The sequence below is a fragment of the Alistipes sp. Marseille-P2263 genome (assembly GCF_018101075.1).
In the GTDB taxonomy this organism is placed as follows: domain Bacteria; phylum Bacteroidota; class Bacteroidia; order Bacteroidales; family Rikenellaceae; genus Alistipes; species Alistipes dispar.
Genome location: NZ_JAGQEJ010000009.1, coordinates 59,100 through 71,623, shown reverse-complemented (window position 1 = coordinate 71,623; position 12,524 = coordinate 59,100). Strand labels below are relative to the sequence as shown.

Here is a 12,524-nt window from a genome sequence, read left to right as displayed (position 1 = left end):
ACCCAAATAGACTTTCGAGAACGAAGATTATGCCGCAATACCATACGCCGGTCCTGCTGGAAGAGTCTGTGGACCTGCTCGATATACGTCCCGACGGGACCTACGCCGACCTGACGTTCGGCGGAGGCGGCCATTCGCGCCGCATTCTCGAGCGGCTGGGGCCTGCGGGGCGGCTCTACGCCTTCGATCAGGACCGCGACACGCTGGCCAACCGTCCCGACGACGGGCGGTTCTGCTACGTGGAGAGCAACTTCCGCTTTCTGCGCGGAGCGTTGCGCTGCCGCGGGGTCCGGGAGGTGGACGGCATTCTGGCCGATCTGGGCGTCTCGTCGCACCATTTCGACGCCGTGGAGCGCGGTTTCTCGTTCCGCGGGGACGCGCCGCTCGACATGCGCATGAACCAGCGGGGGCGGCTCACGGCGGCGGACGTGGTGAACGGCTACTCCGCGGAGGAGCTGACGCGTCTGCTGGGCGACTGGGGCGAGCTGGAGACGCCGTGGAAGGTGGCCTCGTGCCTCGTCCGGGCGCGTGAGGCGGAGCCGGTACGCACGACCGCGCAGCTCGTGGCGGCCGTCGCGCCCTGCACGCCCCGCAAGGACGGGGCGAAGTTCCTCACCAAACTCTTCCAGGCCCTGCGGATCGAGGTGAACGGAGAAATGGAGGCCCTGCGCATGGCCCTGGAGCAGAGCCTTCGGGTGCTGCGTCCCGGCGGGCGGCTGGTGGTGATCTCCTACCACTCGCTCGAAGACCGGCTGGTGAAGAACTTCCTGCGCAGCGGCGACTTCTCGGGGCGGGTCGCCAAGGATTTCTACGGCCGGCCGCAGGTCCCCTTCGAACCGGTCACGCGCAAGGCCGTGACCCCTTCGGCCGCGGAGCTGGAGCGCAATCCCCGGTCCCGTTCGGCGAAGCTCCGCGCCGCCGCAAAACGTTGATGCAGCCATGTACCGCGATCACGAATTCGATCCCGTGACTCCCGAGGAGGAGGCGCGCCGTGCCGAGGAGGAGGAGTTCGCCCGCCGCGTGCGGCGCGAGGTGCGCCGCATGGAGCGCGGCGAGGCCGACGAGGACATCCGTGCCGACGAGGAGCGCGAAGCCGAGGAGCGTGCCGAGGAGGAGGAACGCGCGCGCAGGGAGCGCCGCCTCCGGAGCAGCACCTTCTGGCAGCTCTTTTCGGGCACGATCCTCCTGCGCGAGGGTATCTCGAAATACTACCCCTACATGCTGACCATCGCCGGCATGTTTTTCCTGAGTATCGTGGTGATGTTCTGGTCGCTGCACCTCGACATGCGCTATTCGCGCCTCGAACGCGAGGTGCAGATCCTGCGCGAACGGTCGATCCGGCTGCAGGAGCAGCGCTACCGCCGCACCACCCATTCGGCGATCCTCGAGGAGCTGCACCGCCGGGGCATCGACCTCTACGACCCGCTCGCCCCGGGTGAAATCATCGAAAACTGACACCGAGAATGAAGCCGGAGCGATCGAAGATCAAAAGCGATATTCTGCTGCGGGTGAGGCTCCTCTACGTGCTCTTCATCCTCGCCGGGGGCGTCGTGCTCGTCCGTCTGGTGTGGGTGCAGCTCTTCAGCGCGGAGGTGGCCTACAACGCCGACCGCCTTTCGAGCCGCATCTTCACCGAGGAGGTGATTCCCGCCCAGCGCGGCAGCATCCTCTCGCGCGACGGCGAGCCGCTGGCCACCTCGATCTTCCGTTACCAGGCCGCTTTCGACTTCGCCTCGCCGGGGCTGGATTCGCTCAGGACCTTCCGCGAGCAGGCCGATTCGCTTTCGAAGCTGCTCGCCGCCTTCTTCGGGGACCGTCCCGCCTCGGAGTACGCCCGGATGTTCCGCGAGGAGCATGCCCGGCGCTACCGGCTGGTCAATCCGCGCGACACGCAGTATCTCCGTTCGGAGGGGTGGCTGTCGCGGATGCTCGACCGCCTGCGCGGCGAGGAGTACGTCACGCGGCGGATTTACGACACGATCCGCGACCATACGCCCGTCGCTGTCTTTCCCCGCGAGGTGGACTACGCCGAGTGGGAGGTGCTGCGGCGCTATCCGCTGCTGAATTGGAATATGGGCATGGTTTACCGCCTGGTCGAACGCGACGAACGCATCTATCCGCAGGGCGAGCTGGCGCGGCGGACCATCGGTCTGACGGGCGACAAGGGCAATTACGGCATCGAGGAGGCCTACCGCGCCGAGCTGGCGGGCCGCGACGGACGGGCCGTGCGGCAGCGTATCGCGCGCGGGTTCTACGGCCGCGTGGCGGGAGCCGGGCACGAGGACCCGGAGGACGGGTACGACGTGGTGACGACCCTCGATCTCGACTTGCAGGACGTGGCCGACAAGGCGCTGCGGCAGCAGCTCGAGCGGCAGAACGCTCTGTGGGGCACGACCATCGTGATGGAGACCCGCACGGGCGAGATCCTGGCGCTGGCCAACCTCGGGCGCAATGCCGACGGGAGCTTCGCCGAGCGGGAGAACTACGCCCTGAGCCGCAGCATGGAGCCGGGATCGACCTTCAAGCTGGCGACGATGCTCACGCTGCTCGACGACGCGCGGATGCCCGTGACGACCGTTTACGACACCCACAACGGCGATCCGGTGAAGATCGGTCCGGCGCGCAACATCCGCGACTCGCACCGCGGCGACCGCGAAATCGACTTCCGCCGCGCCGTGGCCTCGTCGTCGAACGTCTATTTCGCCGAGGCGGTCTGGGACCGTTACGGCATCACGGGGCGGAAGCAGCGGTACAGCGACTACCTGCGCGACGAGCTGCATCTGGGCGAGACCGTCGGACTGGAGCGGCTCGGCGAACGCGCCCCGTCGATCACTTCCGACTGGAAGGTCCCCGACCCGGGCGTCATGCTGGTGAAGATGGCCTACGGCTACCGCGTGCGCCTGACTCCGATCCAGATGATCACGTTCTACAACGCCGTGGCCAACGAGGGGCGGATGATTTCGCCCGTGCTGGTGCGGGAGCTGCGCCGGGGCGACCGCGTGGAGGAGCGTTTCGAGAGCCGGACGATCTCCTCGTCTGTCTGTTCGCGGCAGACGCTGCGCATCGTCCGCGAGTGCTTGCAGGCGGTCTGCACCGAGGGCACGGCCAGCGCCTTCTTCCGCGACACGACGCGCGTGAGGGTGGCGGCCAAGACCGGCACGGCCCAGATCACCGACGCCCGCAGCCGCGAAGGGCGCTACTACCTGGGGTCGATGGTGGCTTTCTTCCCGGCCGATGCGCCGCGCTATACGGTGCTGACCACGATCGAGACCCGGGCGCAGGCGGGCAAGGCCTACTACGGCGGGCCGCTGGCGGGCCCCGTCGTCAAGCGCATGGTCGATTACATTTACAACCGCGGCCACGACTGGTACGGCCGGGTCGGCGGCGACGGCCCGCGCCGCTATCCCGAGCGGGTGAAGGGCGGCGACATCGCCCAGATCCGCCGCGTGGCCGACCGCCTCTCGCCCCGCGCCTCGTTCGACAGCCGCACGGGCTGGGGCCGCGCCGCGGTGGACAGCCTCTCGAACGTGGCGATCACGAGCCTGCCGGACGACCGGGGCGTGATGCCCGACGTGCGCGGCATGGGGCTGAAGGACGCGCTGTTCGTGCTCGAGAGCCGCGGGCTGAGGGTCCGCTTCTCGGGGCAGGGAGCCGTCGTGCGGCAGAGTATCGCCGCCGGGACCCGCATCCGGCCGGGCGCGGCGGTCGTCATAACGTTGGACTGAGATGAAAAGACTGAAGGATATTTTGGAAGGGACGCCCGTCGGGGCGTTGTACGGCGATCCGGAGATCGCCGTGGGAGGACTCGCGTTCGATTCGCGCGCCGTGCGGGCGGGCGACTGTTTCTTCGCCGTGCCGGGAACGCAGGCCGACGGCCACGACTTCATTCCGGCGGCCGTCGGACGGGGCGCCGCGGCGGTGGTCTGCGAGCGGATGCCCTCCGAGCCGGCTGCCGGGGTGACCTACGTGTGCGTCGGCGATGCGGCCGGGGCGCTGGCCGACATGGCCGCGGCATTCTACGGCCATCCGAGCCGCGAGCTGAAGCTGGTGGGCGTCACCGGCACGAACGGCAAGACGACGACCGCCACGCTGCTCTACGACCTGGTGCGGGCGCTGGGCTACCGCGCGGGGCTGATCTCGACGGTGGTCTATCGGATCGACGGCCGCGAAATCGGGGCGACGCACACGACGCCCGACCCGATCCGCCTGAACGCCATGATGCGCGAGATGGCCGACGCCGGGTGCGAATTCTGCTTCATGGAGTGCTCCTCGCACGCCATCGTGCAGGAGCGCACGCGGGGGCTCGTCTTCGCGGGCGGCATCTTCTCGAATCTGACGCACGACCACCTCGACTACCACAAGACCTTCGCCGAATACATCCGGGCGAAGAAGCGCTTCTTCGACGGCCTGCCCGCGGGGGCCTTCGCGCTGACGAACGCCGACGACCGCAACGGCCGCGTCATGGTGCAGAACACCGCGGCGAAGGTGAGCACCTATTCGCTGCGGTCGATGGCCGATTTCCGCTGCCGGATCGTTGAGACGCACCTCGACGGGATGCTGCTGCGCATCGACGGCGCGGAGGTGTGGGTCGGACTGCTCGGACGGTTCAATGCCTACAACCTGCTGGCCGTTTACGGTGCGGCGTCGCTGCTGGGGCTCGACCGCGGGGAGGTGCTGCGCACGCTTTCGGCGCTGCACCCCGTGAGCGGCCGGTTCGAGGTGATCCGTGCGGAGAACGGGACCGTCGCGGTGGTGGACTACGCCCATACGCCCGATGCGCTGGAGAACGTGCTGCGGACGATCGGCGAGCTGCGCACCCCTGCGCAGCAGTTGTTCGCGGTGTGCGGCTGCGGCGGCGACCGCGACCGCACGAAACGGCCCGAGATGGCGCAGATCGCCGTGAAATACGCCTCGACGGCCATCTTCACTTCGGACAATCCCCGCCACGAGTCGCCCGAGGCGATTCTCGACGAGATGACGGCCGGGCTCGACCCCTCGGTGCGCTACCTGCGCATCGCCGACCGGGCGGAGGCGATCCGCACGGCCGTGATGCTCTCGCGGCCCGGCGACATCCTCCTCGTCGCGGGCAAGGGGCACGAGACCTACCAGATCGTCGGCGACGAGAAACGGCATTTCGACGACCGCGAGGAGGTCCGCCGCGCCTTCGCCGCCCTTTCGAAACCGGAAAAACGCAACTGACACCATGCTGTATCATCTTTTCAAATACCTCGACGAGGTTTACGACCTGCCCGGATCGGGCATGTTCCAGTACATTTCGTTCCGCGCGGCGGCGGCGGTGATCCTTTCGCTGCTCATCGTTATCATCTTCGGGCGGCGGATCATCGACTTCCTGCGCCGCAAGCAGATCGGCGAGGAGATCCGCGACCTGGGGCTCGAGGGGCAGCTCCAGAAGCGGGGCACGCCGACGATGGGCGGCGTGATCATCCTCGTCGCCATCCTCGTCCCGACGCTGCTGCTGGGCAAGCTGGACAACGTTTACGTGCAACTGATGCTGGTCTCGACCGTCTGGCTGGGGCTGATCGGCGGACTGGACGACTACATCAAGGTGTTCCGCCACCGCAAGGAGGGCCTCAAGGGGCGCTTCAAGATCGTGGGACAGGTCGGGCTGGGCGTCATCGTCGGGACGACCATGTGGCTCTCGCCCGAGATCGTCGTGCGCGAGAAGTCCACGCGGCCCGTGGAGACGGTCTATCTCGACGAGGAGGGGCGTGCGGTGCAGAGCGTGCGGCAGACGGTGGTGCTCAGCTCCGAGTCGGTCAAGACCACGCAGACGACCATCCCCTTCATCAAGGACAACGAGTTCGACTACGGCTGGCTCACCGGAGGCAACGGAACGGCCACGTGGCTGCTCTACGTGCTGGTGGCGATCTTCGTGGTGACGGCCGTGTCGAACGGCGCGAACCTGACGGACGGCCTCGACGGGCTGGCCACGGGCGTATCGGTCCCGATCGTCGCCGTGCTGGGGGTGCTGGCCTACCTCTCGGGCCACATCGTTTATGCCGACTACCTCAATATCATGTATATCCCGCAGAGCGGCGAACTGGTGGTCTTCGCCGCGGCGCTGGTCGGGGCGCTGGTCGGCTTCCTCTGGTACAACTCCTTCCCGGCGCAGATCTTCATGGGCGATACGGGCTCGCTCTCGATCGGCGGCGTGATCGCCGTCTTCGCGCTCTGCATCCGCAAGGAGCTGCTGCTGCCGCTGCTGTGCGGGGTTTTCCTCGTGGAGAGCTTCTCGGTGATGATGCAGGTGGGATGGTTCAAGTACACCAGGCGCCGCTACGGCGAGGGGCGCCGCATCCTGCTCATGTCGCCCGTACACCACCACTACCAGAAGCGGGGCATCTTCGAGACGAAGATCGTCACGCGGTTCTGGATCATTTCGCTGCTGCTGGCGGCCATAACGCTGGTGACGCTGAAGATACGATAAGCGATCGGGCCGTCCGCCGGGGCCGCAGGGCGCTTCCGGGACGGCCGGAAAATAAAGAACGGAATCATGCAGAAGAAATTCATCGTCGTTTTGGGCGGCGGAATCAGCGGCTACGGCTCCGCGATCCTCGCCAAGAAGAAGGGGTTCGGGGTCTTCCTGTCGGACTCGGGCCGTATCGCCGACCGCTACCGCGAGCGGCTCGACGAGTGGGGGGTTCCCTACGAGCAGGGCGGCCACACCGAAGAGCGCATCCTCGCGGCGTCGGAGGTCGTCAAGTCGCCCGGGATTCCCGAGACGGCGCCCATCGTGCGGCGTATCCGCGAGGCGGGTATTCCGGTGATCTCCGAGATGGAGTTCGCGGGCCGCTACATCGGCCGGGCGCGCTGCATCTGCATCACGGGGTCGAACGGCAAGACCACCACCACGTCGCTCATCTACAAGATCATGCGCGACGCAGGGTTGAACGTGGCGCTCGGGGGCAACATCGGCGAGAGCTTCGCCTATTCGGTCGCCACGGGCGATTACGACTGGTATGTGCTGGAGCTCAGTTCCTTCCAGCTCGACGGCATGTACCGCTTCCGCGCCCATATCGGGGTGCTGATGAACATCACGCCCGACCACCTGGACCGCTACGGCCACTGCTTTCAGAACTATGCGGACTCGAAGATGCGCATCGTGCGGAACATGACCTCGCGCGACTGGTTCGTCTATTCGGGCGACGACGAGGTGATCTGGCGGCAGTTGCCGCGCTACGACCTGCGCATGAAACAACTGCCCTTCGCCGCGAAGAACGCCGTGGCGAGCGGCGCGGGCGACGCCTTCCTCTGCGACGGACGCTTCACGGCCGCGGCCGGGAAAAGCTCCGTGGAGATCGACACCGCGAAGCTGCGGATCAAGGGGCTGCACAACGCCTACAACGCCATGGCCGCGGCGCTGGCGACCCTCGCGGCGGGCGTCGCCCCGGCGCGGATCCGCCGCTCGCTCTACGAATTCGCCCCGGTCGAACACCGGCTCGAACCGGTGGCCGAGAAGGGCGGCGTGTTGTGGATCAACGACTCGAAGGCCACGAACGTCGATTCGGTCTATTACGCGCTGGAGAGCATGAAGCGGCCCGTGGTGTGGATCGCCGGAGGCACGGACAAGGGCAACGATTACGGGCCGCTGAAGGCATTCGCCCGCGAGAAGGTGCACACGCTCGTCTGCATGGGGCTGGACAACGCCAAGCTCCTGAGCGAATTTGCGGGGGTGGTTCCCGAGGTGATTCCGACCTCTTCGCTCGACGAGGCGATGACGGCGGCGAAGGCCGCGGCCCGGGAGGGCGACGCGGTGCTGCTGTCGCCCGCCTGCGCGAGCTTCGACCTGTTCCGCAACTACGAGGACCGCGGCGAACGTTTCAAGCGCTGGGTGAACGAAAATGCCTGACGACATGGAGCGGGAGGAATACGGATACGACGAACGGACGGCGGCGGAGACGGCCCGCGATGCCGCGCCGCGCCGCCGGGGCGCCCCGGCGGAGACGCCGCCGGGAGGGCGCCGCGGTGCTGCGGGCGACTCCGGACCCGCTGCGGACGATACCGGCGCGGCCGGCGGAGGTGCGGCGCGGCTCGACCTCTTCACGGGCGACCGCGTGCTGTGGATCATCGTCGCCGCGCTGGCGGTGATCTCCGTGCTGGTGGTCTATTCCTCGACGGCCAAGATGGCCTACGACGCGCACACGGCCCGCACGACGGCGCACTTCCTGCGCCAGCAACTGATGATCCTCGCGGCGAGCCTCGTGGTGATGTTCGCCGTGCAGAAGATCAACTGCCGCATCTACAACTACTTCGCCCGCCCCGTCTATTTCCTCTCGGTGCTGCTGACCGTCGCCGTCTATTTCATCGGCGCGACGACCAACGGCGCAGCGCGCTGGATTCCGCTCGGGCCCTTCCAGTTCCAGCCGTCGGAGGCGCTGAAGGTCGCCACGGTGCTGTTCCTCGCGCAGCAGCTGGCCGGGAGGCAGTCGAAGATCGACAAGATCCGCATCGTCCCCACGTGGCGGTTCTGGACCTGGCGCTCGTCGCCCGCGCAGCGGAAAATCTGGCGCGAGGGGACATGGCCGATTCTCATGCCCGTCGCGGTGTCGTGTCTGGTGATCTTCCCGGCGCACACCTCGTCGGCCGTGCTGGTGGCCATGGCCTCGTGGGTGATGATGCTCATCGGACGGGTGCGTTTCGGCGAGCTGATGAAGCTCGTGGGATGGGGCGTCGCGGCCATCGCGGTGGTCATGACGCTCAACCTCGGACGCAGCGAGACGGCCGAAGGGCGCGTCTCGACGTGGATTCACCTCTGGACCTCGTCGCAGGTCGATAAGCCGATCGAGCACCTCACGGACACCGAACGTTCGATGATCGCCATTCACAACGGCGGAATCCTGGGCGAAGGGGCCGGACAGAGCGCCATGCGCGTGGAGATGATCCACCCCGAGAGCGACTACGCCTATGCCTTCTTCGTCGAGGAGTACGGGCTGCTGCTGGCCGTGGTGCTGCTGATGCTCTACCTGTGGATTTTCTTCCGCGCCATCGAGATCTTCCGGCGCTGCGGCACGGCCTTTCCGGGGCTGCTGGTGCTGGGGCTGGCGCTGCTCATCACCTGCCAGGCGCTGCTGCACGTCATGGTGACGGTGAATCTGATTCCCGAGACGGGCCAGACCCTGCCGCTCATCTCGCGCGGCGGCTCCTCGACCCTCTTCACGACCATCGCGCTGGGGATGATCCTGAGCGTCAGCCGTCAGAACGACGAGCAGTCGCACGACAGACCCCGCGCCGAGACGCTCTACGAGCGGTAACGGGTCCGCGGACGGCGGCAACCCGGCAGACAACGGAAATTGAGATCGCATAGTTTTCGGTTATGGACGACATTCGTTTGGACAAATACCTTTGGGCCGTGCGGGTTTTCAAGACCCGCAGCGATGCGGCGGACGCCATCCGCACCAACAAGGTGACGGTGAACGGCTCCTTCGCCAAGCCCTCGCGCGAAGTGAAGATCGGCGACCTGATCGCCGTGCGCAAACGGCAGGTGACCTATTCGTACAAGGTGCTCGGGCTGGTGTCGAGCCGCCAGGGGGCCAGGAACGTTCCGGCCTACTGCCTCGACGTCACGCCGCAGGAGGAGCTGGCGAAGCTCGACGTGCCGCGCGAGACGATCTTCGTCTTCCGCGACCGCGGTACGGGCCGCCCCACCAAGAAGGAGCGGCGCGAGCTGGATACGCTCATGGACGAGGTATTTTACGACGACGGGGAGGACGAGTAGCCGGACCCGCTTCCCGTCCCCGGGGGCGTTTCCTTGCTTTTCGGGCGGAGTGCGCTTCCCGGAGGGTTTGCTTTTCCTGTTTCTTGGGGGCTTTCCGGAGGGTGTTTTCCCCGCTTTCCGGGGTTCGCTTCTTCCGGACCTGTTCTCCGGTGGGTTTCCGGCCGCATTTTTCGAAAAAAAGACGGACTCTTTAAGAGTCCGTCTTTCGGTTGAGTGAGGATCGCTCCGGATTACAGAATCCGCCGGAATCCGTCGGGGAGCGTGCCGGAACGCACCTGGGGAGCGTCGAGCACCTCCTCGGGAATCGGGGTTCTGGTATAGACGCTCACTTCGGCGCCCTCCGTGGCGCTGGTCATCGTCAGGGTGTCGCCGTTGTCGCTCAGTTCGAAGGTGTAGTCCGTGCTCCACGCCACGCCGTCGCTGTAACGGCCCGAAAGGCGCGAATCCGACGCGGCGAAACGGCCGGAATACCGGACGTAGGCCGAAGTCTCCACCTTCTGGAAGATGTCGAATTTCCCGTCGGCCCCGAATTGGACATAGACGTCGAAATCGGCCGGCGTTTCGTGGTTCCACGACGTGAGATGCCACTCGCCCACCACGCCTTTGTCGGAGATGGCAGGTCCGTCGTCGTCGTTCGAGCATCCGGCGCAGAATACGAGCAGCGCGGCTGCAAACAGGGAATAGATATGCTTTTTCATTGGATTCTTTAGTGTGCTACTGTCGTTTATAACCAACCTCCGTTTTCGGCTCCCGTTTCCCGGGCGATGACGGCGAATTCTTTGGAGATTTCGATGCCGCCCATGATCGTCTCCGAGCCGGGGCGGTTGCCGCCGCCGACCGCCTTGACGGTGATGCGTGCGACACCCGGTTTCGTGCATTTTATCATCAACTGGCCGTTGTACATTTCAGGCTCCGCCGTCATGCCGAGCTTCTCCATGTCCTCCTTGGCGATCTCCACGCCCCGGTAGGTCAGGTTCTGGGCCGATCCGCCGAAGTGCTGCGTGAGGGTGATGAGCTCCAGCCTGCCGGTCGAGACCTTCAGGCAGGGCGTTCCCTCGATCTGCATGAGCAACTGGTAGGCGTCCACGGTTCCCGTGCCCATCTTGCCGCGGTAGTCCTCCAGGTTGAGCGTCGCACCCGTGGTCTTGGTTCCCTCGAGCCGCGCGTCGATGTCGTTCACCGAGGTGAGGAGCATCGAGACGAACTCCTCGCGCGTGTAGTGCTTGCCTTTGGCCAGCGCATAGGAGAGGCCCAGCGCGGCGACGCCCGAGACGTGCGGGCAGGCCATCGAGGTTCCCTGCATGTAGCCGTAGTCCGTTCCGCTGATCTCCGAACAGAGCGTCGAGAGCACGCCGGCCTTCTCGCCGCCGCTCAGGCCGCCCGTCTCGCCGCCCGGGGCCGCGATGTTGCAGCCGGGACCGTAACAGGTGTAGTAGGCCGGCAGTCCGTCGGCCGAGAACGACGTGACGGAGATGCAGTCGCGGTAGCCGCCCGGGTAGTCGGAGTAGGGCTTCGATTCGTTGCCCGCCGAGTAAACGGCCAGACCGCCGTCCATCGCCTTGCAGTTGCTCTGGGCGAGGAAGTACCGGATCGCCTCGACCTCCAGCGGGGCCGATTTCTCGTACTCGCGGTCCGACCGGATGCCCGCGCCTTCGTAGCCGTAGGAGCACTGGAGGATCGAGGCTCCGTGGTCGGCGGCATACTTGATCGCACGGCTCACGATGAGGTCGGTGGCGTCCGTGGAGCCGGAGAAGATCTGGCACGACATGATCTGCACGCCGTCGCCGTTGCCCGTGCCTCCGGCCACGCCCGCTACGCCGAGCCCGTTGTTATTGACCGCGGCGACCGTGCCCGCGACGTGCGTGCCGTGTCCCGAATCGCCGTCCTTCTGGCCGTTGGGCAGCGTCTCGACCCGGTCCCACGAGATCGGAGCGTCGGCGGCGAAATTCCAGCCGTGGATGTCCTGATAGTCGTATTCTTTCGAGGGGTTCGGGTTGGTCCACATGTTGGCCGCCAGGTCGGGGTGGGTGTATTTCACCCCTTCGTCCACGATCGCCACGATGACCCGGCGGTCGCCTCCGGTGAGTTTCCAGGCGTCGGCCGCATTGATGTCGGCTCCGGCGAGCGCGGTGGTGGCCACCGCCTGGTCGGCGTTGTTGATGTAGTGCCACTGCCAGAAGAGGTTCGGGTCGTTGAAGTCCGACCGGACCAGACCGCGGGTCGCGCCGCGGGGCTCCTCGCGGAACGGATAGGCCTTGCCGTCGAAGGCCTTCCGGCGTTTGACGCTGAACTGGATCTTCGATATTTCGGCCACGGCGGCGAGCCGGCGGGCCGCTTCGTCGAGGTCCTGCTCCTCGTCGAATGCGAGGACGTACCACCTGTGCAGTCCGGCCGCGCGGGTGCGCGCCTCGTGCTCCCCGGCGTCGGGGAAGACGCGTTCGAGCGAGGAGACGTGCAGGTCGGCGAGAATCTCGTCGACCGGGGCGATGCCCGAGCGCGTCATGGCGCCGCCGCTGCGCGTCGCGGCGTATTGCGCGGCGGCCTGCTCGAGGGTGGGGACGGCCTCGTCGTCGAACTTGGCGATCAGCGTTCCCCGGGCCGCATGGGCGGAGGTGTTGCAGATCTTGGAGACGGCCGTTTCCCCGGCGTCGCCGGCCGTGCCTGCCGGCTCCTGGAGCGGATCGGACGTACAGGCCGCGAACAGCAGGGATGCGAAGATCAGAAATTTCTTGGTGTTCTGCATATACTTGTCTTGTTGAGAATGGTCGGCATGTCGTTATCGTCTGAA

Annotated in this window: 10 protein-coding genes; 8 read left to right on the top strand and 2 right to left on the bottom strand. The window is 66.4% G+C overall.

Features of this window, described 5'->3' with window-relative positions; all coding sequences use genetic code 11:
* The first annotated feature begins 29 nt into the window (after positions 1 to 29).
* The 8 genes from rsmH to KB554_RS11020 all read left to right on the top strand — a co-directional run bounded on the left by rsmH (position 30) and on the right by KB554_RS11020 (position 9,736).
* Positions 30 to 932, top strand: a complete 903-nt coding sequence (gene rsmH / locus KB554_RS11055) for a 16S rRNA (cytosine(1402)-N(4))-methyltransferase RsmH (protein WP_211036140.1) — start codon at positions 30 to 32, stop codon at positions 930 to 932.
* Between the two features lie 7 nt (positions 933 to 939).
* Positions 940 to 1,455, top strand: coding sequence for a hypothetical protein (locus tag KB554_RS11050; RefSeq protein ID WP_141428322.1), 516 nt, complete (start codon positions 940 to 942; stop codon positions 1,453 to 1,455).
* An 8-nt stretch (positions 1,456 to 1,463) separates the two neighbouring features.
* Positions 1,464 to 3,725 (top strand): penicillin-binding transpeptidase domain-containing protein, encoded by a 2,262-nt coding sequence (locus KB554_RS11045; protein ID WP_211036138.1) that lies wholly within the window; start codon positions 1,464 to 1,466, stop codon positions 3,723 to 3,725.
* Between the two features lies 1 nt (position 3,726).
* The gene (locus tag KB554_RS11040; RefSeq protein ID WP_211036136.1) at positions 3,727 to 5,199 is read left to right on the top strand and encodes a UDP-N-acetylmuramoyl-L-alanyl-D-glutamate--2,6-diaminopimelate ligase; all 1,473 of its coding nucleotides are present in this window, start codon (positions 3,727 to 3,729) and stop codon (positions 5,197 to 5,199) included.
* A gap of 4 nt (positions 5,200 to 5,203) precedes the next feature.
* Positions 5,204 to 6,448, top strand: coding sequence for a phospho-N-acetylmuramoyl-pentapeptide-transferase (gene mraY / locus KB554_RS11035; protein WP_141428319.1), 1,245 nt, complete (start codon positions 5,204 to 5,206; stop codon positions 6,446 to 6,448).
* A 66-nt stretch (positions 6,449 to 6,514) separates the two neighbouring features.
* Positions 6,515 to 7,870, top strand: coding sequence for a UDP-N-acetylmuramoyl-L-alanine--D-glutamate ligase (gene murD / locus KB554_RS11030; protein WP_211036134.1), 1,356 nt, complete (start codon positions 6,515 to 6,517; stop codon positions 7,868 to 7,870).
* Positions 7,871 to 7,874: 4 nt separating this feature from the next.
* Positions 7,875 to 9,272, top strand: a complete 1,398-nt coding sequence (locus KB554_RS11025; RefSeq protein ID WP_211036132.1) for an FtsW/RodA/SpoVE family cell cycle protein — start codon at positions 7,875 to 7,877, stop codon at positions 9,270 to 9,272.
* Positions 9,273 to 9,334: 62 nt separating this feature from the next.
* Positions 9,335 to 9,736 carry an RNA-binding S4 domain-containing protein gene (locus KB554_RS11020; protein ID WP_211036131.1) on the top strand — a complete coding sequence of 134 codons (402 nt, stop codon included), beginning with the start codon at positions 9,335 to 9,337 and terminating at the stop codon, positions 9,734 to 9,736.
* A gap of 230 nt (positions 9,737 to 9,966) precedes the next feature.
* Here the strand turns inward: KB554_RS11020 and KB554_RS11015 are convergent, their stop codons facing one another.
* Together KB554_RS11015 and KB554_RS11010 are read right to left on the bottom strand one after the other, a co-directional pair.
* A complete protein-coding gene (locus tag KB554_RS11015; protein ID WP_141428315.1) occupies positions 9,967 to 10,434 on the bottom strand; it encodes a lipocalin family protein in 468 nt (155 codons plus the stop codon).
* Positions 10,435 to 10,460: 26 nt separating this feature from the next.
* On the bottom strand, positions 10,461 to 12,479 hold the full coding sequence (locus tag KB554_RS11010; protein WP_211036129.1) for a S8 family serine peptidase: 2,019 nt from the start codon (positions 12,477 to 12,479) through the stop codon (positions 10,461 to 10,463).
* Between the last annotated feature and the right edge of the window lie 45 nt (positions 12,480 to 12,524).

Excerpts from the sequence above, each read along its gene's own strand:
- rsmH (WP_211036140.1), top strand. The coding sequence starts at position 30 with ATGCCGCAATACCATACGCCGGTCCTGCTGGAAGAGTCTGTGGACCTG.
- KB554_RS11050 (WP_141428322.1), top strand. The coding sequence starts at position 940 with ATGTACCGCGATCACGAATTCGATCCCGTGACTCCCGAGGAGGAGGCG.
- KB554_RS11045 (WP_211036138.1), top strand. The coding sequence starts at position 1,464 with ATGAAGCCGGAGCGATCGAAGATCAAAAGCGATATTCTGCTGCGGGTG.
- KB554_RS11040 (WP_211036136.1), top strand. The coding sequence starts at position 3,727 with ATGAAAAGACTGAAGGATATTTTGGAAGGGACGCCCGTCGGGGCGTTG.
- mraY (WP_141428319.1), top strand. The coding sequence starts at position 5,204 with ATGCTGTATCATCTTTTCAAATACCTCGACGAGGTTTACGACCTGCCC.
- murD (WP_211036134.1), top strand. The coding sequence starts at position 6,515 with ATGCAGAAGAAATTCATCGTCGTTTTGGGCGGCGGAATCAGCGGCTAC.
- KB554_RS11025 (WP_211036132.1), top strand. The coding sequence starts at position 7,875 with ATGGAGCGGGAGGAATACGGATACGACGAACGGACGGCGGCGGAGACG.
- KB554_RS11020 (WP_211036131.1), top strand. The coding sequence starts at position 9,335 with ATGGACGACATTCGTTTGGACAAATACCTTTGGGCCGTGCGGGTTTTC.
- KB554_RS11015 (WP_141428315.1), bottom strand. The coding sequence starts at position 10,434 with ATGAAAAAGCATATCTATTCCCTGTTTGCAGCCGCGCTGCTCGTATTC.
- KB554_RS11010 (WP_211036129.1), bottom strand. The coding sequence starts at position 12,479 with ATGCAGAACACCAAGAAATTTCTGATCTTCGCATCCCTGCTGTTCGCG.